22 protein-coding genes, 1 tRNA gene and 2 pseudogenes are annotated in these 20000 nt (G+C 56.7%); 23 read left to right on the top strand and 2 right to left on the bottom strand.

Annotated features, from left to right (window positions below):
• Positions 1 to 4: 4 nt before the first annotated feature.
• Both NYE74_RS24975 and NYE74_RS24970 read left to right on the top strand, forming a co-directional pair.
• Positions 5 to 1507 carry a metallophosphoesterase family protein gene (locus tag NYE74_RS24975; RefSeq protein WP_227872658.1) on the top strand — a complete coding sequence of 501 codons (1503 nt, stop codon included), beginning with the start codon at positions 5 to 7 and terminating at the stop codon, positions 1505 to 1507.
• Positions 1504 to 4893 carry an AAA family ATPase gene (locus NYE74_RS24970; protein ID WP_278738945.1) on the top strand — a complete coding sequence of 1130 codons (3390 nt, stop codon included), beginning with the start codon at positions 1504 to 1506 and terminating at the stop codon, positions 4891 to 4893. The genes NYE74_RS24975 and NYE74_RS24970 overlap by 4 nt, the downstream gene beginning before the upstream one ends.
• Positions 4894 to 5226: 333 nt before the next feature.
• Here NYE74_RS24970 and NYE74_RS24965 read toward each other — a convergent pair whose 3' ends face one another.
• The gene (locus tag NYE74_RS24965) at positions 5227 to 6273 is read right to left on the bottom strand and encodes a YkvI family membrane protein (RefSeq protein ID WP_036624229.1); all 1047 of its coding nucleotides are present in this window, start codon (positions 6271 to 6273) and stop codon (positions 5227 to 5229) included.
• Positions 6274 to 6442: 169 nt separating this feature from the next.
• On the opposite strand from NYE74_RS24965, the gene NYE74_RS24960 reads away from it, so the two are divergent.
• The 4 genes from NYE74_RS24960 (at position 6443) to NYE74_RS24945 (ending at position 8251) form a co-directional block, all read left to right on the top strand.
• Positions 6443 to 7015, top strand: coding sequence for a xanthine phosphoribosyltransferase (locus tag NYE74_RS24960; RefSeq protein WP_124331592.1), 573 nt, complete (start codon positions 6443 to 6445; stop codon positions 7013 to 7015).
• Between the two features lie 113 nt (positions 7016 to 7128).
• Positions 7129 to 7461, top strand: a complete 333-nt coding sequence (locus tag NYE74_RS24955) for a hypothetical protein (protein WP_036624227.1) — start codon at positions 7129 to 7131, stop codon at positions 7459 to 7461.
• A 149-nt stretch (positions 7462 to 7610) separates the two neighbouring features.
• On the top strand, positions 7611 to 7826 hold the full coding sequence (locus tag NYE74_RS24950) for a hypothetical protein (RefSeq protein ID WP_036624225.1): 216 nt from the start codon (positions 7611 to 7613) through the stop codon (positions 7824 to 7826).
• 80 nt (positions 7827 to 7906) lie between these two features.
• On the top strand, positions 7907 to 8251 hold the full coding sequence (locus NYE74_RS24945) for a carboxymuconolactone decarboxylase family protein (protein ID WP_036624224.1): 345 nt from the start codon (positions 7907 to 7909) through the stop codon (positions 8249 to 8251).
• Positions 8252 to 8280: 29 nt separating this feature from the next.
• On the opposite strand, the gene NYE74_RS24940 is transcribed toward NYE74_RS24945, so the two are convergent.
• On the bottom strand, positions 8281 to 8748 hold the full coding sequence (locus tag NYE74_RS24940) for a hypothetical protein (protein WP_051985581.1): 468 nt from the start codon (positions 8746 to 8748) through the stop codon (positions 8281 to 8283).
• Between the two features lie 182 nt (positions 8749 to 8930).
• On the opposite strand from NYE74_RS24940, the gene NYE74_RS24935 reads away from it, so the two are divergent.
• The 17 genes and pseudogenes from NYE74_RS24935 (at position 8931) to NYE74_RS24855 (ending at position 19959) form a co-directional block, all read left to right on the top strand.
• Positions 8931 to 9015 (top strand) — tRNA-Leu (locus NYE74_RS24935).
• A 151-nt stretch (positions 9016 to 9166) separates the two neighbouring features.
• Positions 9167 to 9425: pseudogene (locus NYE74_RS24930) on the top strand (hypothetical protein).
• 195 nt (positions 9426 to 9620) lie between these two features.
• Positions 9621 to 10310, top strand: coding sequence for a class I SAM-dependent methyltransferase (locus NYE74_RS24925; protein WP_036624153.1), 690 nt, complete (start codon positions 9621 to 9623; stop codon positions 10308 to 10310).
• A gap of 203 nt (positions 10311 to 10513) precedes the next feature.
• On the top strand, positions 10514 to 12124 hold the full coding sequence (gene nikA / locus NYE74_RS24920) for a nickel ABC transporter substrate-binding protein (RefSeq protein ID WP_036624152.1): 1611 nt from the start codon (positions 10514 to 10516) through the stop codon (positions 12122 to 12124).
• A 12-nt stretch (positions 12125 to 12136) separates the two neighbouring features.
• The gene (gene nikB, locus NYE74_RS24915; protein WP_036624151.1) at positions 12137 to 13078 is read left to right on the top strand and encodes a nickel ABC transporter permease; all 942 of its coding nucleotides are present in this window, start codon (positions 12137 to 12139) and stop codon (positions 13076 to 13078) included.
• Complete coding sequence (locus tag NYE74_RS24910) at positions 13075 to 13938, top strand: ABC transporter permease subunit (RefSeq protein WP_051985560.1); 864 nt, start codon at positions 13075 to 13077, stop codon at positions 13936 to 13938. The genes nikB and NYE74_RS24910 overlap by 4 nt, the downstream gene beginning before the upstream one ends.
• A gap of 2 nt (positions 13939 to 13940) precedes the next feature.
• Positions 13941 to 14807, top strand: a complete 867-nt coding sequence (locus NYE74_RS24905) for an ABC transporter ATP-binding protein (RefSeq protein ID WP_051985559.1) — start codon at positions 13941 to 13943, stop codon at positions 14805 to 14807.
• A complete protein-coding gene (locus tag NYE74_RS24900) occupies positions 14785 to 15588 on the top strand; it encodes an ABC transporter ATP-binding protein (RefSeq protein WP_036624150.1) in 804 nt (267 codons plus the stop codon). The genes NYE74_RS24905 and NYE74_RS24900 overlap by 23 nt, the downstream gene beginning before the upstream one ends.
• A 140-nt stretch (positions 15589 to 15728) precedes the next feature.
• Positions 15729 to 15878, top strand: a complete 150-nt coding sequence (rpmG, locus tag NYE74_RS24895) for a 50S ribosomal protein L33 (protein WP_036624149.1) — start codon at positions 15729 to 15731, stop codon at positions 15876 to 15878.
• Positions 15879 to 15899: 21 nt separating this feature from the next.
• Positions 15900 to 17105 (top strand): GTP-binding protein, encoded by a 1206-nt coding sequence (locus NYE74_RS24890; RefSeq protein WP_036624148.1) that lies wholly within the window; start codon positions 15900 to 15902, stop codon positions 17103 to 17105.
• Between the two features lie 109 nt (positions 17106 to 17214).
• Complete coding sequence (locus tag NYE74_RS24885) at positions 17215 to 17352, top strand: ATP-binding cassette domain-containing protein (protein WP_227872656.1); 138 nt, start codon at positions 17215 to 17217, stop codon at positions 17350 to 17352.
• Positions 17339 to 17557 carry a hypothetical protein gene (locus NYE74_RS24880; protein ID WP_227872655.1) on the top strand — a complete coding sequence of 73 codons (219 nt, stop codon included), beginning with the start codon at positions 17339 to 17341 and terminating at the stop codon, positions 17555 to 17557. Before NYE74_RS24885 ends, NYE74_RS24880 begins: the two co-directional genes overlap by 14 nt.
• A pseudogene (locus tag NYE74_RS24875) lies at positions 17526 to 17921 on the top strand (metal ABC transporter solute-binding protein, Zn/Mn family); the annotation flags it as partial. The gene NYE74_RS24880 and the pseudogene NYE74_RS24875, both read left to right, overlap by 32 nt.
• A 51-nt stretch (positions 17922 to 17972) precedes the next feature.
• Positions 17973 to 18395, top strand: coding sequence for a Fur family transcriptional regulator (locus tag NYE74_RS24870; RefSeq protein WP_036624147.1), 423 nt, complete (start codon positions 17973 to 17975; stop codon positions 18393 to 18395).
• A 17-nt stretch (positions 18396 to 18412) separates the two neighbouring features.
• Complete coding sequence (rpsN, locus tag NYE74_RS24865; RefSeq protein ID WP_036624146.1) at positions 18413 to 18682, top strand: 30S ribosomal protein S14; 270 nt, start codon at positions 18413 to 18415, stop codon at positions 18680 to 18682.
• 217 nt (positions 18683 to 18899) lie between these two features.
• Positions 18900 to 19106, top strand: coding sequence for a DUF3024 domain-containing protein (locus tag NYE74_RS24860; RefSeq protein WP_082207856.1), 207 nt, complete (start codon positions 18900 to 18902; stop codon positions 19104 to 19106).
• A gap of 43 nt (positions 19107 to 19149) precedes the next feature.
• A complete protein-coding gene (locus NYE74_RS24855; protein WP_036624145.1) occupies positions 19150 to 19959 on the top strand; it encodes an AAA family ATPase in 810 nt (269 codons plus the stop codon).
• Positions 19960 to 20000: the final 41 nt, after the last annotated feature.

Raw genomic sequence — 20000 nt, 5'->3', positions numbered from 1 at the left:
TATCATGAAATCATTTCGTTTTCTCCACGCCGCCGATCTGCATCTGGACACCCCGTTTTCCGGGATGTCCGGCGTGCCGGATCGGCTGCGTATCTTTTTGCGGGACTCGACCTTCGCCGCCTTCGAACGCCTGATCCGGCTGGCGATTGCGGAAGCGGTCGATTTCATCGTCCTCGCCGGCGACATTTACGATGCCGCCGATTCGTCGCTGCGCGCGCAGCTGCGGCTGCGGGAAGGCTGGGACAAGCTGGGGCGGCACGGCATCCCGGTTTATCTCATCCGCGGCAATCACGACCCGCTCGGCAGCCGCCGCTTGCGCCTCGAACTACCGCCGCATGTGACGGAGTTCGGCGGGCAGGCGGAAAGCCGGGTGGCGGTCCGGCGGAGCGACGGAGCGCCGGTTGCGGTCGTCAGCGGCATCTCCTACATAACGCCGTCGGTGACGGAAAATCTGGCGCTGCGGTTTCGCCGCGATGAGGCTGAGGCGAACTCCTCGCAGCTGTACCGCATCGCGCTGCTGCATGCGAATGTGGACGGCCAGGAGGGCCATGACGCTTACGCTCCATGTTCGCTGCGCGAGTTGAAGGAATCGGGCTACGACTATTGGGCGCTCGGGCATATTCACAAACGCCAGATCCTTAGCGAAAATCCTTGGGTTGTTTATCCCGGCAACATCCAGGGGCGCAGCTTGAAGGAAACCGGCCCCAAAGGATGTTATATCGTCGATGTGCATGAGAACGGGCAGGCAAGCCTGGCGTTTCACCGGCTGGATCAGGTGCTGTGGCGGGAAATTGCGGTGCCGATCGACGGTTTGACGAGCGAGGAAGCGTGGAAGGACCGGGTGGAGGAAGCGCTGGAGGCGGTACGGGAAGCTGAAGCCGCGCGGATCAGCGTCGTGCGGCTGACCTTTACCGGGCGCGGCCCGCTCCATACGCTGCTGCAGTCCGGGCAGGAGGCCGCGGAGCTGCTGCAGGAGCTGCGGCGCCGGGAAAGCCGGCTGCTGGAGGAAGGCGGCTTGGGGATCGCTCAAGAGAATGCGCCGTTTGCTGCAGCGGACGGTTCAGCGGAAGTTGGATCCGGCGGGACGGCAGACGATGCAACGGGGAGCGCTCCGGGCAAAACGTTAAGCGATGCGGCAAGGAACCATGGCATGACGGCAACGGATGCGGCGGACGATATAGCGGCGCGGGCGCCCTTGGGCGGCGTCGTTTGGCCGGCCGGCTTTAAAGTGGAGACATCGCTGGAGATGGACCGCTTGGGGCTGCTCGAAGAGGACAGCTTCCTCGGCGAGCTGCTGCGGCTTGGCGAACGGGCCGAGCGGGAGCCGGGGCTGCTTCAGGACCTTACCGGCAGCGCGCTGGCGCCGCTGGCGGAGAACCGGACGCTAAGACGGCTATTGAAGGAACTGGCGCCCGAAGAGCGGCTCGGCTTGCTGCGGCGGGCGGAGGAGCTCGCTTGGGCGCTGCTGGCGGAAGATGAAACGGCTGGCGGGAGGGGAGCATCATGAGGCTGGAGAAATTGCAGGTGAGCGGGTTTGGCCATTTGCACGGCCTGGATGTGGAACTGCCGGGCCCGGTCACCGTTTTATACGGACCGAACGAAGCGGGAAAAAGCACGCTGCTCGGTTTCGTCCGCGCGATGCTGTTCGGCATCCCGTCGCGGACGTTTGCCGCCGAGCGGTTTGAGCCGGCGCGCGGCGGCGTGCACGGCGGCGCGCTGACGATTGCCGCGGAGGACGGCTCCCGCTGGGTCATCGAGCGTTATGCGCAGCCGCCGGAAGGCCGAAGCCTGCCGGGCACGCGCGGCGACCGGCTGCGGATTACGCGCAGCGATGCGGACGGCCGGCTGCAGGAGATGACGCAGGAACAGATGCAGCGCGAGCTGCTGGGCGGCTTGTCCAAAGCGATGTTCAAACAGTTGTTTGCCGTCTCGCTTACGGAGCTGCAGGAGGTGGGCGTTTTGCAGTCCGAGGAGCTGAGCCGCTATTTGTTCCACGCCGGGATCGGCGGGGGCTCAGCGGTGCTGCGCGGGGAGAAAAAGCTGGCCCAGGACATGGACAAGCTGTACCGCCCGCGCGGCCGCAATCAGGAGATCGCCCAGCTGCTGCAGGCGGTCGAGCGTCTGGAGCGCGAAGCGGAGGCGGCCAAAGCGCTGCTCCCGCGCTACAACGAGGTGCTCGAGCAGCTGGAGGAGCTGGCCGGGGAGTTGACGGCCAGCGAGGCGGAGCGCGCTGCGGTGGCGCGGGAAACCGCCCGCTTGCAAAAGGCGGCGGAGAGCCGCGGCGACTGGCTGCAGCGCGAAGCGATCCGCGCCGAGCTGGCCGCGCTGCCGGCAGCGGCGCGCTTCCCGGAGCAGGGGCTGGCGCGCTGGCAGGCGCTGCAGGCGGAGAAGGACCGCCTGCAGCTGGAGCGCAGCGACTGGGCCCGGCGGCGGGAAGCGCTGCGGGCGGAGCTGGCCGCACTGCAGCCGCGCGCGCCGGTGCTGGCGCGGGAGCCGCTGCTGCGGCAGCTGGCCGGCCGTCTGCCGGCCTATGAGGCGCGGCGGCGCGAGCTGGCCGAACTGGCGGGCGAAGCCGCCCTGGTCCAGGCCCGGCTGGCGGAGTGCCTGCGCAGCATCCATCCGGCATGGCGCGCCGAAGACCTGCGCGCCTTTGCCGGGACGGTCGGCGAACGGGAACAGGTTCGCCGGTTCAGCGCGCGCTTTGCCGCCTACGATAAGGAGATGGAGCTGCTGCAAAGCGAGCGCTCCAAGCTGGAGCGGGCGGCGGCGGGCGCGGAGACGGCGCGCGCGAACGCGGCGGCGCGGCTCGAGGACAGCGCGGCGGCGGGACGCCGGCAGTTTGCGATGCTCCTCCCGCAGGAGCGCGGCGAAATCCGCGCTTTGTGGAGCGAGCTTCGCGGCGAGCTCGACCGCTGGCGGGATAGCGCGGCCTCCCGGCGCGCCGAAGTCCGGGCGGCCGACGCGGAAGCGCTGGCCGAAACGCGGCTGCGCGCGCTTTACCGCAAGCTGTTTGCCGCCGCCTGCGTGCTGACGGTCGCGCTTCCCGCCGTGTTGTGGCTGGCCGCGGAATCGCTCTGGAGCGCTGCCTTCACGGGCGTGCTGCTGCTGGGGCTTGACGTTTACCTCGCCATCGGCGCTTTCCGCGGCAAGCCGGCGGGGGCGGCCGGGCGGCGCTCCGCGCCGGCGTCTCGCCGGCCTGCCGGAAGAGCCGGGGAAGCCGGCGAGGAGATGGAGACGCGCCTTGAGGCGCTGCTGTCCCGGTTCGTCCGGCATCCGCTAACGGCGGCCTCCGCGGCGGGAAGCGGCTTCGCGGCTTCGCTTCGCACGGAAGCCTGGGACGAGGAGGAGCGGCAGCTGCGCCGGCTGATGGAAGAATGGCAGCTGTGGGATCAGCGCCATGACGCGCTCGAAGCGGATGCCGCGGCCGCGCAGGGCCACGCTGCCGCCGTCAAGGATGAGCTGCAGCACGTGGAGCGGGAGCTGTCCCGGCGGGAAGGAGATTTTGCCAAGCTCGCCGCCGAATGGGAGCGCTGGCTGGAGGAGCGGCGGCTTTCCGCCGACCTGTCGCCGGAGGCGGCGATGGACGTGTTCCATTTGGCCGGGCAGGGACGGGAATGGCTGAGCCGGATCGACGGGCTGACGGACAAGATCTCCGGGCTGCGGGCGGAAAACGAGCGGTTTGAGCGGGAATGCCTGGCTTTGCAAGACGACGGCGGGCCCGGCGGGCAAGCGGCGGACGCTCCAGAAGCGAAACGTGCTGCGGACGATCCGGAAGCGAAACGGGCGGCGAACGGCGGCGTTTACGCCGGAATTCCGCTGTCTTCCGCTGCGGCGCCCGGTCCGGAAGCCGGCTCGGACGGCGCTAACGGGAGAGCGGCACCAGAAACGGCGGGCTCCGGGGCCGGCGCGGCGATAAAGCTGTTGGAGGATGCCCTGGCGGAGCTTGAACGCGAGCTGGAGCGAAAAGCCGGGTACGACCGGCTGGCCGCCAAGCTGGCGCCGCTGGACGAGGAAGGGCGGCGCTTGGAGGATCGGCTGCAGCAGGTGATGCAGGCGGAGGAGCATCTGCTCGCGGAAGGAGAAGCCGAGGGCGGGGAAGAATTTCTCCGCATCGGGGCCGCAGCCGAGCGGCGGGAAGCGCTGGAAAAGGAACTGCGGCAGCGCGAGCTGGCGCTGTTTGCCGGTATGGATGAGGACAAGCGAAACGATCTGGAGCGGCTGCTGAAGGGCGTGGACGAAGCGGAATTAAAGCGGCGGCTCGAAGAAGCGCGGGCGGCAGGCGAAGGCGCGGAAGTCCGCTGGCGCAAGCTGCAGGAACGGCGCGGCCGTTTGCTGCAGGAACAGGAAAGTCTGGAGGCGCGCTGCCGGCAGGAGGATTTGGCGCAGCAGCTGGCGGAACAGCAGGCGGCGCTGGAGGAATACGCCGATAAATATGCGGTGATGGCCGTATGCCGCGAGTTGATTTCCCGCGTGCGGCGGATCTATGAGGAAGAGCGCCAGCCGGCCGTGCTGCAGGCGGCATCGCGGTATTTTGAGCGGATGACGGGCGGAACGTACCGGCGGATTGTGATGAAAATAGGCAGCCAGGAGCTGATGGCCGAGCATGCGGAACATGGTCCGATCGACAGCGCCCGTTTAAGCCGGGGGACGGCGGAACAGCTGTACTTGTCGATGCGGCTGGCTTTATCCGAAGCGGTCGCGGGAGGACAAGGGAGTTTGCCGCTGCTGCTCGACGATCTGTTCGTAAATTTCGATGCCTCCCGTCTCGAAGGAGCGCTGTCGGTGCTGCGGACGGTCGCTAAGCGCCAGCAGATCATCATGATGACCTGCCACGAACACGTCGTGGGCCGGCTCAAAGCGGAGCTGCCGACGGCGCATATCGTTGAAATGTAACGTGGGTCGCTGCGGCCGATCCAATGCATGTAACGCTTACTACATTTCATTTCTAACCATTAAAACGATTCTAACGGTTGCCATAGCGCTTATTTAGCTAAAACCCGGAGATTTGGGCTCAGATTAGAGCAGATAACAACGCTCACAACCGTTAAAATTTAGAAAGGGTCGTTTTTGGCAAAATAGCGACTGATACAACCGTTAGATTTCTGGCGTGATCTCAAATAGAATAGCGGGCAAGGTATTCCGGAGATCAGGCAAGGTGTACCGGAGATTTTGTGTAGGCGTTAATGCAACTCCAGAGGCTTCCGGCCCTGGAACAGCCGCAGTCCGCTAGTTTCCGGTTTTTCCTTTGCTCTTATAGGTCGCCAGCATAAAGGCCCAAAACAGGCTGAACAGGCCGAATATCGGGTAAAGCACCGAAAGCAGCGAGCTGAAGCCGAACTGGCTGGTTATGTAGCAGATCAGCAAAATCGTGACCGAGATCAGCATCGGCGGTACTTGCAGGTGCTGCCGCAGCTGCAGGGTCACGCCGTAGACGTCGGCCACGAACGTGCTGAAGATCTCCATAAAAATCAGCAGCACATAAATGAGCTGGACGGTTGTCCCAAGCTGCTGGGCAATGCTGCCCATCGGAATCTCATATTGCACGATCCCCGGCATATTGGCGGAGAGCGCAAAGTGGCCGGCCATCAGCATGAAGCCGACGCCCGCGCCGCCGATAACCCCGCCCATGACGATTACCTTCCGGCTTGTGGTGTGGCTTCCGATCGGCACGAGCACGGCTTGGGCCATCGACAGGTTAAACGCGGAATACATGAGCGGAGATACCCATGCGGCCAGCACCCCGGAGTCGGTTTCCAGCGTTAAGAAACGGGCCGCTCCCGGCGAGCCGAGCGTATAAAAAATGATCACCAGCGAAAGGATCAGCATCAGCGGCACGACGAGGGAATTCAGCTGCATAACGCCTTTGATCCCCCGTCCGAGCAGCAAAAAGGTAAAAATCAAAGTGATCCAAAGTCCTGTCTGATAATGCAGACCCAGATGCTCCATGAATACGGAGCCGGCTCCCGCCAGCATGACGCTGTTGACGCCGATCAGGACGATCAGGGTAAACAGGCTAAGCATACGCCCGGCGCGCTCTCCGAACAGCTTGCGGTTCAGGTCCTCGTACGAAGCGGCCTTGATCTCGCGGGCGAGCAGCATCATTTTGGTGCCGAGCCAAACGAACAGCAGGGTGGACAGCAGAATCGTAAGGACGCCCCATTTTCCATACCGGGTGAAAAACTGGAGAATTTCCTGTCCCGTCGCAAAGCCGGCGCCAACAACGGTACCGATATATGTGAAAGCGATCTGCAAAACCTTCACGCTATTTTTCATGGTTTTCCCCCCGGTTCATGTGCTATATATAGTACAAGGTATGTTGTCCAAGAACGGGACATGACTCAAACCCATAGAGAGGTAGTTCAAAAAGCCAGCTTTTAAAGATATTAAGGAAGAATGCTTTTTGAACTCTCACTATAGAGAATGACTTATGGAGGAAAAAAAGATGGAGCTGTTAAAGCAAAAGATTACGGAGCAAGGCGTGATCGTTTCGGACCAGGTGCTGAAACTGGACGGTCTGCTGAATCATCAGGTGGACCCGAAATTGACGATGGAAATGGGCAAAGAGTTTGCGAAACGGTTTGGGGATGCCGGGGTTACGCGGGTCGTGACGGTGGAATCGTCGGGGATCGCCGTGGCGTTCGCGACGGCGTACGAGCTAGGGGTGCCGCTGCTGTTCGCGCGCCGCAAAAAAACGCTGCTGGCCGAGCCGGACATGCTGTGCGAGCGGGTGCCTTCATTTACGAAAGGCATCGTCACGGACATTCTCGTATCGCGCGAGTTTATTAGCGAGAACGACCGGGTTTTATTCATCGACGACATCATTGCCAACGGCGACGCGGCCCGGGGGCTGATCAAAATCATCAGCCGCGCCGGAGCGGAGTTGGTCGGAGCGGGCATCGTCGTAGAAAAATGTTTCCAATCCGGGGCCCGGGCGATTCGCGATCAAGGGATCCGTTTGGAGTCGTTGGTCCGCATCGCGTCGCTGGATGGCGGGCAAATCACGTTTGCGGACTAGGTGCGGATAAGGACAAAGCAAGCTCGGAAAAAGAAACAATTTTGCAAGCAATCCTTTGCAGCACCCCTTTTTTTCGCTATAATGAGGATTACTAGGGAGAGGAGGCTTAAAAAATGGGGAAAGAATTGGCAGTAGACGCGGAGTTTTTCCTTTCGAAATTGTCCGAAGCGAAGATTACCTTTGAACGTGCCCTGGATTGCAAACATACAGAGTTTGACGACCTTTATCCCTATATGCTGGAACATCCTCAGTTTTTCTGGTACAAACGCTATGTAGCATGGTCGCAATTGTTGACGATAACCGGGCTGTGCCAAGAGCTCGATGTGCCCTGGAAGGAACAGTTCAGTCCGCAGCAGGTGGGGTATTTGGAACAACGGGTCATGTCGGCCAAGGTGCTTGATTTTTGGTTCGAGACGAATGACAGCAAGGAGCATGCTTCGCGGTAAGCGGCAGGCTTAAGTCATGATGATTTTTTTCATAAGGTTCTGGAGTACTGAAGACTCCGACTGGCTTAAAGGCCGGCGGGGTCTTTTTCTGCATGGCTGGATATCGGATGGATCTATTGTATAATGAGAGCTGGAGGTGGGTGTTACCGATGATCACGGATGAAGAATTAAACGCATACCGTTTATCCGGCGAAAAAGTTCGGGTGATTCGCGATGCGATCGAAGCCAACGACGTCCGCGGGATTGTGGTGGCCTGGGATGATACGCATGTGCTCATTCGCAGGCCCAACCGCAATGTGGTCAAGCTGGACCGGAATTATATTTACCAGCCTTCGCGGGAACCGCGGGTTACGCCGGAGGTTTAGCATATTTTTTGCCGGGCGGGACATCGTATAAATGATACGATTGACTATCCTCTACATTACAGGAAAGGATGCTTAAGCCCATGTCGCTCGTGAGCGAGAAAATCAAAGCGTACAAAGACGAGATCGGCCGATACGGCGATTTCCTGCCGGGCATCACGGAAGCTTATCACGCGTTTACCGGAGCAAGCCTTGGGGACGGCGAGCTGGACGCCAAAACGAAGCAGCTGATCGCGCTCGGGATCGCTTTGTCCACGAATAACGAAATCTGTACGTTCTACCATGCCGAGGAGGCGAAGTCAAAGGGAGCGACCGATGCGGAAATTTTGGAAACGGTCGCCGTGGCTTCCGCGGCTTTGGCCGGAAACGCGCTGTCGCAGGGGGTAACCCGCGTGCAGCAGGCTTTGTCCTCGCCGCCTGTGCAGTAACGGAGGAAAGGGACCTTTCAGGTGATGGATCACACCTTGGAGGGTCCCCTTTTTGCTATACTTGCCGGGAAGGCGCCATCGTCCGCGTTCTGGAAGAGGGCTTCGGAGGATGACCGCCCTTTGGCCGCCGCGCCGCCGCTGCCGCCCAGATACGCGCGCATCCGCGAGGACACCTCCCGCTGCAAGCCGGCCCACAGAATGCGCATCTTGCCATGGAAACCGCGGCAGCGGTACTCCGCCTGGATGCCGTTCTCGTCCTGGCTGATCCGGTATATTTCGATGTTGCGCTCGCGGAACTTGCCGTGAATCTCGGCCAACACGAGGGCCACCCGCCGTTCTCCGCCACGAATGAAATCGGCGTAAACCTCGGGGCTTTTCAGCACCCCGCTTTGCTCGAGAATCCGGGCGTCCCGCTGAAATACTTTCTGTAAAAATCCTAGCAGCAGCGCGCTTTTGATTAACGCGAGCTCATCCTCCTTGAGGCCGGGAACAGCCATGGGAAAACACCGCCTTTATATGCGAATATATGCGAACTTATGTTCTTATCATACCCTATTGGAGCGGTTTTAATCAAGGGGAGGTTTTATACCGGTCCAAGCAAAAAAAGGTTGTTGATTTACATCAAAATACATGTTATTATATATAACGTTGCTGCAAAAACAATGCACCGACAAAATACGCGGTCGTGGCGGAATTGGCAGACGCGCACGGTTCAGGTCCGTGTGGGCTAACCCCCCGTGGAGGTTCGAGTCCTCTCGACCGCATCAATCCCTTCAACAACAGGTTTCAGATCTGCTCTTCTGTGCAGATCCGAAACCTTTTTTAACATTATGGAATTTTTATAAATTTCGGGGTAGGAGTAGGACTGCCATTATTTTAATATTGTTAATGCACCAACGGGTGGGAGGACAGGCCATGAACAAAGAAGAACAGGTCATAGTGGGTTTCAGGGACTTATTCAACAAGATGGTTTACCTTAATAAGTTCAAGATGGAAGACAGTCTTAAGGGTTATAAGCCTTCTGAAGTGCATTGCATCGAATGCGCGGGATAAAGCCGTATTTGAGCAGGAAACCGAGAAACAATTTGACAGTATGCTTGGATTTATGGAAAAGTATAGCAGGCATTTGGATGCGGAAATAAAGAAACAGGGTATAGATATGAAGCCGGAATAAATTTTAATCATGAAAATGACACCACGGGCAGCTGGACTCTTATTGAGAACGGGCTGCTTTTTTTTTGCTTTTAAAAGAGCGTGAAATGTCTCGTAGTCAATTTGAATTGACATCATGGAAATATGTTGGTAAACTTCTTAAACGTAATAATTACGATTAATAATCTGGATATCATATTTGAAAGGAGTCAGCTATATGAAAGAGGAAGCGTTGTATGACCGGTGGTGGCATGCGCCGGCGGAGAGCGAACAGCAAATGGAGGATAGTCACGCCCCCTTTTGGGAGAAAGTGCTGGACCGCATAGTGGAGAAGGAGGGGATGCGGGATTTCTCCGTTTTGGATTTTGGGTGCAATCAGGGCGGATTTCTGCGGTTTCTATACGCCCGCCATTCGTTCAAGGAAGGCGTCGGAACGGACCTGGGGATCGAATCGATCCGGGTGGCCAATGAGCGGAAGGGGGACTTGCCGCTTACGTATGTAGCGACGGCGTCTCCGGAGCAATGGGGGCAGCGCTTTGACCTGGCCGTAAGCACCGCGGTTATCTATCTGATCTCCGATCTGCGGGAGCATGCCCAAAAAATCAAAGCAGCGCTCAAACCTGGAGGCGTATATTACGCAAGCTACAGCGATTACAGCAACAACCCGAGCCTGCCCCAAATGCGCGAGAAAATCGACAGCGGCGGCAAGCTTCCGATGAATCTTCACTCGCTCGACGATATTGCCGGGGCTTTCCTCGCGGAAGGGTTCACGGCGGGCATCACTCGGCTGACGCCGAAAACGTTCATTCCGCTGTCCGCCAATGAGCGGTTCTTCCAAAGCGTGCGGGATCGCATTCAATACGAATATGAAGAGGCCTATCTGTTCCGTTTTACGGCGCCTTTATAAAGGTTGTTCAAAGAGTCGTCTTCCCATGACGAAGTAGGTTCAAGGAGCGGGATCGACGTCGAATCTTGAATTCAGCCGGGCCTTCCGTTGCTCACGTAGGTTTGCCTACGCTCCGCTACTCAGTCCCTGGCTTCATCCAACCTTCTCGGTCCTGGAAACCCGACTTTTTGAACTCGTACTTAATAAATAGAGGAGATTTATTTATGACGAACCTTAAAATGAAAACCGGCTTGTTGGTGCGAATCGTGACGGTGCTGCTGTTGGCGGCGCTGCTAGGAGCCTGCTCCAACGCGGAACAGAGCCAAACGCCGCTTAAAGCGATCTCAATGGCGTGGCCCCGGGACGTCGGCCCGCTGAATCCGCATCTGTACACGCCCAGCGAGATGTTCGCCCAGTCGATGGTGTACGACTCGCTTGTTTCTTACGGCGCAAACGGGGAAATCGAACCCGCCCTTGCCGAAAGCTGGGAGATATCCGATGACGGCTTGACCTATACGTTTCATCTGCGGCAGGGGGTTCGATATTCCGACGGCTCCGCTTTTGATGCCGACAATGCCGTGCGAAATTTCGAGGCGATCCTGGCCAATCGAAACCGGCACAGCTGGATGGGGATCGTTCGCCATATCGGCGAGGTGAACAAGGTGGATGAGCACACGATCCGCTTGCGCTTGACCGATTACTATTATCCGGTGTTACAGGACCTTTCCTTTGTGCGTCCGTTCCGCTTTCTGGCCGATGCGGGGTTTCCGGAGGACGGCAAAACGTCCGAAACGATTGCGGGGCCGATCGGTACCGGTCCCTGGAAGCTGAAGGAGTATAAAAAAGACGAATACGCGATATTCGAGCGAAATGAGCATTATTGGGGCGACAAGCCTCGCCTGGAGCAAATTACGGTGAAGATCATTCCCGATCCTGAATCGATCGTCATGGCGTTCGAGAAGGGCGACATCGGCCTGATTTATGGCCAGGGCGTGATCAGCCGCGACAGCTTTCAATATTTGAAGGACTCGGGGAAATACGGCGTCGCGCTGTCGGAGGGACTCAACACCCGCGGCATCATTATGAATACGCAGATGGACGGCACCTCCGAGCTGGCGGTGCGGCGGGCGATCCAGTACGGCATCGACAAAGACGCGCTGCTGCAAAACATCACCAAAGGAACGGAGCTCAAGGCGGATACGGCGCTCGGGCGCAACGTTCCATATGCGGATCTCGATCTGAAGCCGATCGATTACGATCCCGGCAAGGCCCGGCAACTGCTGGATGAGGCGGGGTGGAAGCTTGACCCCGGTTCCGGCATACGGATGAAGCAAGGCCGCCCGCTCAAGCTGAAGTTTGTTTACATCGAGACGGAAGCTGTGCAGAAGCAGATGGCGGAAGTCATCCAAGGCGATTTGGCCAAAATCGGCATCAAGCTCGATCTCCAGGGAGCCGAAGTAATGCTGGGGCTGCAAATGCTGCGAAACGGCGAAGCAAATATGAACTTTTGGTCCAGTTACGGAACGCCCAACGATCCGCACAACTTTGCAACGGTCATCGCGACGCCGACGATGGACGGATTGTACGAGGCTTTTTCCGGCCTGCCGGAAAAAGCTGAAATGGACGGCATCGTACAAAAGGCGCTGATCAGCAAGAACGACGAAGAACGCAGCCGTCTCTACGCCGAGCTGCTGTCCCGCATTCATGAGCAGGCAGTCATTTATCCGATTTCGTACGAAGCCAACGCGGCGGTCTATCAACCGCAGTTGACCGGCGTCGCGCCGACGGCGTCCAAATACCGCTTCCCGTTGGAAACGATCGACGTTGCTCCATAAGCGGGTGGGCGGATGACACGGTTTATTTTCAGACGTCTGGCCGAACTGCCGTTTGTGCTGCTGGGTGTGTCCCTCCTGACTTTTCTGCTGGTCCGGCTGGTGCCCGTGGAGCCGGCGGAAGTGATTCTGCGGCTGTCGAACTTGCCCGCGACCGATGAGGCGGTGGTGGAGGTTCGAGCCGAATTGGGGATGGATGAGCCGTTCTACGTCCAATATGGGCTATGGCTTTCCCGGACGATCACGTTTGATTTCGGGTCTTCCTATGTGAGCAAACTGCCGATTGCGGACGAGATCGCCGCCAAATTTCCGGCCACCCTCCAGCTGGCCCTGTCGGCCTTGCTGTTAACCGTCTTGATCGGCGTGCCGCTGGGCATTCTATCTTCACGATTTCATACCCGCTGGATGGATCGGGTCGCTGCGGTTTTCATGTACATAGGAGCGGCAATGCCGCGCTTTTGGCTCGGTTTTTTGCTTCTTTATGTCTTTTCGCTCAGGCTCGATTGGCTTCCGTCTCAGGGCAAGGCGGGCTTAGCGCATCTCATTCTGCCGTCGCTCACGCTGGCATTGCCCCAGATAGCGGTGGTGGCTCGGCTGCTCCGCAGCCAAATGCTGGAACAGATGCGGGAGACCTTTGTGTTGTTTGGCCGATTCAGGGGGCTGGGCGAAGGCTTCATTTTGGTCCGTCATGTGCTGCGGAACGCTCTGGCGCCGATTGTTACCGTTCTGGGACTCGGCATCGGGAATATGCTCGGCGGGACGGTGATCGTCGAGCAGGTGTTTGGTTGGCCCGGCATGGGCCGATATTTGATGGAATCGATCCTGAACCGTGACTATCCGGTGATCCAATGCTACGTATGGCTGATGGCGGTTGTATATGTAACGGTGAATCTGGTTGCGGACGGAATACAGCGGCTGCTCGATCCCAGAGCGGAGTATGGAGAGGGGAAGACATGAGGCTGAATCCGTCGAAGATGAACGCTTCGTCCTCCGGAGCTCGTCTGATCCAAAGCGGGGATATGCGGCTTGCGGGAGCCGCGCTTGTCTTCTTGCTGCTGCTCGGCACGGCCGGGGCGCTGGCCCCCTGGATCGTGCCGAACGATCCGGACCTGGTCGCTCTGGCCGTCCAATTCAGCCCGCCTTCCTGGGAATATCCCTTTGGAACGGACCATCTGGGCAGGTGCATCCTATCCAGGCTCTTGATGGCCATTCGATATTCCCTGGGGGGAGCTGTCGCCGTTATGGTGTGCAGCGTTGTCACAGGTACGGTTACGGGGGCTTTCTTTGCCTGGAAAGGCGGCCTCCTTGATCGGTTGTTTATGCGCTGCTGCGATCTGCTGCTGGCGTTTCCGACCCTTGTCCTGGCTTTTGCGCTTGTCGGAGTCATGGGCCCCGGATTTGTCAATTTATTGCTGGCCCTGATCTTTTCGCAGTGGATTGCCTATGCCCGATTTGTCCGCAGTTTGGTTCTGTCTTTGAAAACCGGCGATTATGTGCGGGCGGCGATCGTATCGGGGACCACAGGCTGGAAATTGGTGCGGAGGCATTTGATACCGCAGGTGGCCATTCCCGTGGCCGTGCTCCAATTCCTGGAAACGGGAGGCGTCGTGCTGGACATGACAGGTCTTACGTTCCTCGGGCTGGGGGTTCAGGCGCCGGAAGCGGAGTGGGGGATGATGTTAAATGAAAGCAAGTCTTATATTTGGCAGTACCCTTGGCTTATGGTGTATCCCGGAATAGCCATTTTGCTTACGGTCATTGCCTTTAATTTGATCGGGGATGGGCTTCGAGCCTGGTTCGACCCCAGGGGGCGGTGAAGATGCGGACGGAATTTGCAAGCAATGCTGCCTTGTTGGACTTGGATCATGTCACGGTTAGCCATCAGCGGAGTCAACATCGCGTATTGGAAAATATCTGCCTGTCGCTTCCTCCGCATGGGGTTCTGGGCGTTGTAGGCGAGAGCGGCAGCGGCAAAACGATGTTGTGCCGGGCCGTGATGGGCCTGCTACCTTCGGGGTTCCGGATAAGCGAGGGCGAGATCCGGTTCAGAGGCAATGCTCTGGGGAGGTTGACCCCGCGACAGTTTCGTTCGCTGCGAGGCAGTAAAATGGCGATGATTATGCAGAATCCCATAGCGTCGTTTAATCCTCTGCGCACGATTGGAGCTCATTTGACGGAAACGTTTTGCCTTCATCTTGGCGTCAGCAAGAAGGAGGCAACCGATTTGGCGGTAGCGTCTCTGAACAGAGTCCGGCTGCCGCGTCCGATGGACTTAATCAAGCAATATCCGTTTCAGTTAAGCGGAGGCATGCTGCAGCGGGTGATGATCGGCATGGCTCTGGCCTTGAATCCGGATCTGATCGTTGCGGATGAACCGACCACCGCGCTGGACGCCTGCAACCGGAAATCCGTTTTGCAGGAGCTGAAACAGGCGCAGCGGGAGACCGGGGCCGCGGTTTTGCTCGTCACCCACGACCTGGACGTGATCGCCGAAATGGCGGACACGGTCGTGGTGATGCGAAGCGGTAGGGTGGTGGAAACCGCGCCCTGCGCCCGATTGTTTGATGCTCCCGAGCATCCTTATACCCGCCGTCTTTTAAGTGCCCGCCTAAGCTTTCCGTTGAATTCGGACACGCTATATCCGACTGTAGGAGATGTTGCTCATGATCCTGCTGGAACTAGATGAGGTTACCAAAACATTTCCCGCGAAGATCGGGGGCTGGCGAGGGAGAAAAGACCTCTACCTCGCGCTTGATCGGGTTTCGCTGCGGATCGGAGAGCGGGAATGCGTTGCTTTGGTGGGGGAATCAGGGTCGGGGAAAAGCACCCTGGGCCAGCTTATTCTGGGACTGGAGCGGCCTGACTCGGGCGCGGTGCGGTTCATGGGACAAAATTGGCATTGCATGACGTCCCGCGAGCGCCAACCGCTTCGAAAGTTTATGCACGCGGTTTTTCAAAACAGTTCCGCCGCGCTAAATCCCAGGATGAAGGCAGGAGACATCGTGCTCGAACCGCTGTATAACTACGAGAAAATGGGGAAGCAGGCGTATAGGGAGTGTGCAGGTGAGCTGCTGGCGAGGGTAGGACTTGATCCGTCGTCCGCGGACCGTTACCCGCATCAGTTCAGCGGCGGAGAGCAGCAGCGGCTGGCGATAGCCAGGGCAATCGCTGTGCGGCCAAAGCTGATTGTTTTGGACGAAGCGACAAGCAGTTTAGATGCTATCACGCAGTACGAAGTCCTCGCATTGCTGAAAGAGCTGCAGCGGAAATTGAATATGTCCTACTTGTTTATTACCCATGATATGAAGGCAGCTTGTGCTTTTGCCGACCGGCTGCTGGTTATGCACGAAGGCCGGATTGTGGACGAGTCTTCCGTCGACTTCGTCAAGAACCTCTCGCATCCCGCCGCGCTGAAATTGCTCGATTCAATGCTCATAACGCATCCGAGTCAAAGAGCGCGCCCTTGACCTTTAGGGCAGCTCCTTTCTTTATTTTTGGCTCGCATACATATGAAATGACGGACACCATCGGAGTGATTGACAGGAAGGGGAAGGGAGAGTAAAATAATTAAATCGTAATGATTACGAATAAAAGGAGATGTTTTAAAATGAGGGTTGTGATTACCTTGGCGTGCACCGAGACGGGAGATCGCAATTACACGACCACCAAAAATAAGAAGACGCATCCCGAACGCATGGAATTGCGCAAATACTGCCCTCGGCTCAAAAAATACACGCTGCACCGCGAAACGCGTTAATGGATGAGAGGAGATCGGGTTATGTTAGCGCAGCAGGCAACGAAGAAAATACCGATAACGGTTTTGAGCGGTTATCTGGGGTCCGGGAAAACGACCTTGTTGAATCATGTTTTGCATAACAGGGACGGATTGAAGGTAGCCGTCATTGTCAATGACATGAGCGAAGTGAATGTGGACGCCAATCTCGTAAAATCGGGGAATGCATTATCCAGAACGGAAGAAAAACTGGTGGAGATGTCCAATGGCTGCATCTGCTGCACGCTTCGGGACGATTTGCTGCGCGAGGTGCAGAAGCTGGCCGGTGAGGGGCGCTTTGATTATATCCTGATTGAATCGTCGGGAATCAGCGAGCCTATTCCGGTGGCGCAAACCTTTACTTATGCCGATCCGGATTTGGACATCGATTTAACTGTCCTGGCCCGATTGGATACGATGGTTACTGTCGTCGATGCCAACCGCTTCTGGCACGATTTTGCGTCCGGGGAAAGCTTGCTTGACCGGAATCAGGCAGTGGGAGAAAACGACTATAGGGATATTGTAGATCTTTTGATTGATCAGATTGAGACCTGCGATGTTTTGCTGCTCAACAAATGCGATTTGGTAGAGGAGCAGGAACTGGATAAGCTGGAAGCCGTCTTGAGGAAGCTTCAACCGACGGCCAAAATCATTCGCACTGTGAATGGGGTTGTGGATCCCAAAGAAATTTTAAACACAGGTTTGTTTGATTTTGAAAAGACGAGCATGTCCTCCGGGTGGATTTCGGAGCTTATGAAAGAAGAGCACACTCCGGAAACCGAGGAATACGGAATAGGGTCTTTTGTGTACCGCAGCAGAATTCCATTCCACCCCCAGCGTCTCAGCTATTTTTTTAGCAATTGGCCCGTAGAAGTCGTTCGCGCCAAAGGACTGGTATGGATCGCGGCGCGCGGCGATCTGGCGGCATCGTTAAGTCAGGCGGGTCCTTCCATTCAGTTTGGTCCCGCCGGATATTGGCTCGCGGCTTTGCCGGAAGATCAGCAGCGCGAAGTGCTGGACAGCGAACCTGAAGTTCTGGAACGCTGGGATGATACATGGGGAGATCGAATGACCGAACTGGTCTTCATCGGTATGAATATGGATCAAAAAGATATTGAGGCAAGGTTGTCCCGTTGCTTGTTGAATGAAGAAGAAATGAAGCAGGATTGGAACAAATTCCATAACCCGCTGCCTTGGCCGGTTGAAGTCTAAGCCGGTTTGGCGGTCGGGATTTACAAATCGTAATAATTACTATATTATGTTTTTTGGTAATACGTAATAATTACGATTAAAAGAAGAGATCGATGCGATTTTATCATCCATGCATGAGGTTGTATTTGGATATGGGCATGAGCCGGTCATTGAAAACTTGTCTCTGGACATCCATGCCGGGCAATTCATCGGCATCGCGGGGTCGAACGGCGCGGCCAAAACGACTTTGCTGAATGGGACTGCTTAAGCCCTGGAGCGGTTCGGTCCGGTTGGGCGGGGTTCAGGAAGACGGTTCAAAGATGACGGTGGGGTATGTGCCGCAGCAAGTGGCTTCCTTCAATGCCGGCTTTCCCAGCAAAGTGATCGAGCTGGTCCGTTCGGGCTGTTATTCCCGCGTAGGACTTCGGCCGGTTCAAGGAAGCCGAGCTGGAGGCGCTCGACAAGGAATTTAGCGAAAGTCTGAAAGATGCCAAGCGTAAAGACTTCATTACACAGTATGCCGCATTTGGATACCTTGCCAAACAATATGGATTGACTCAGCTTTCGATTGCCGGGTTATCCCCCGATCAAGAACCGTCGGCTGCTCAAATGACGGAGATTATCGAGTTTGCCAAAGAGCACAACGTGAAAACGATCTTCTTTGAAACTCTGGTCTCTTCCAAGGTGGCCGACACGATCGCTTCCGAAATCGAGGCAAAAACGGCGGTGCTGAATCCGATAGAAGGTTTGACGGAAGAAGAGTTGGCCGGCGGCCTCGATTATATTGCGGTTATGCGGCAAAATCTGGATGCGTTGAAGGCGGCGTTGAACGAATAACGCTATAACCACAGTTGCGATGGGGATGTGCAAACCGGGGGAGATGAAAAAATGGGGAACAAGCCGAATCAGTTGATTCAAGCCATGAAGTCCAAAGGCTTACGCATGACCTCGCAGCGCAGATGGATCGCGGAGCTGTTCTCCGTCTCCACCGGTTTCGTGTTGCCGCGCCAAGTTCACGCTTATATCGCGGAGCGCCTTCCGGGGGTCAGCTACGACACGGTATACCGCAATCTGCGATTGCTGACGAAGATCAATCTGATTGAACAATTCGATTTTCCGGAGGGGGTCCGCTTTAAGCTGAGATGCGGTCCGGACCGTCACCACCATCATCTCATCTGCATCAAATGCCAGCAAACCTTTCCGCTCGATTTTTGTCCGCTGGACAACGATATCGATCTGCCGGCATCGTTCCAGATCGTTTCGCACAAATTCGAAATTTACGGCCTATGCGGCGCGTGTGCCGCAAGTTAAAGGAGGGAAGATCAGCCATGGCCAAGAAATCAAAAGTGGTTAAAGAACTGAAAAGACAAGCGCTGGTGCAAAAATATGCCGAAAAGCGCAGAGAGCTGAAAGAAAAAGGGGATATTGCGGCTTTGCAAAAGCTGCCCCGCGATTCATCGCCCACTCGTCTGCATAACCGTTGTGCGGTAACGGGGCGGCCGCGAGGATATATCAGCAAATTCAAGGTGTCCCGGATCGTCTTTCGCGAGCTGGCCCACCAAGGGAAAATTCCCGGCGTGAAAAAAGCCAGCTGGTAATACCGACGAGAGGGGCCGATGTCAATAGCGCACACCGTAGTTCGCGGGCGTGCGCTATTGGCGTTTGCGGTCAGCCGAACCCGCCGGCCCGCCATTCCGTCAATAGCGCGGGTTCATCCAATTCGTATCCAATATTGACCAAATAATAAGGACCTAAGAAAAAAGGCAGATTGTTATACTGGTTACATCACAGCTGACTATGAGGTGATCGTGGTGGATTCGTTTACGGCCCTATTCTCACGGACGAAAATGGATCGGTTCCGCTATCGTACAGTTCCGTTTGGAGCAAAATAATTGGAGCGTGTATGTCAAAAATGCGAACCAAGACTGGGAACCGGTTAAATCCATTGCGCCCCATCCGGATTTCGAGCGGCAGTTGGAACAGGTCGAACTGGATCGTGAGGGGATCTTTTGGGTTTTATAGGCAGGACAAAAAGTCGCGAATCGAATAAAGGAGTATTGCATACATGAGCAAAAACAACAACGCAAATTTTCGCCTTCCCCGCTCCAAAGGTACGGATATGGCAACATATTATGCGCCGAAAGAGTGCAAAAAAAAAGTAGAACGCATCGTTCTTGCGCCTATCAATCGGCAAATCGTTGAAGAGTTTATTACGATTCTCGGGATGAAAGAGAAGTTCGAACAGTACGATGTTCCGATTCCCAATAAAATCGTCCTGTTCGGACCGCCGGGTACCGGAAAAACGCTAACCGCCTTTTATATCGCCGCTTGTCTGGAACTCCCGTTAATTTTAGTCAGGCTGGATGCGCTGATTCACAGCCATTTGGGAGAGACGGGGAGCAATATTCGCAAAATTTTTGACTATGCCAAAACGACGCCGTGCGTCTTGTTCCTGGATGAGTTCGACGCTGTCGGCCGAACGCGCGATAACAACGATGAGGTCAAGGAAATGGCCAGAGTGGTGAATACCCTGCTGCAATGCCTGGATGAATTCGAAGGGAACAGCGTCTTCATCGCCGCCACCAACCTGGAGGCGGAATTGGATCAAGCGGTATGGCGCCGGTTTGATACGAAAATGACTTACGGCATGCCGGAAGATACGGACAGAGAACAATTTATTCGCCTGCACCTGGAAGATTTCGAGCATGAGGAGACGCTTCATAAGGCGGCGCCGGATTTGCTGACGGGGTGCAGCTTTGCCGATATGGAACAAATCCTGCTCAAAGCCAAGCGGAAGGCGATCATTGGAGGTACCCCGCTTGGCCGCACGCATATCGAAGACGCTTATTCGGAATACAAGCCTAAAATACTTTGATCAAGCCATAAATCGACGGCATAGAAGGATAAATAACTGGG

Origin of the sequence: Paenibacillus sp. FSL P4-0127 (genome assembly GCF_038007325.1) — a bacterium.
GTDB classification, from domain to species: domain Bacteria; phylum Bacillota; class Bacilli; order Paenibacillales; family Paenibacillaceae; genus Fontibacillus; species Fontibacillus macerans.
This window is presented reverse-complemented; position numbering and strand designations above follow the sequence as displayed.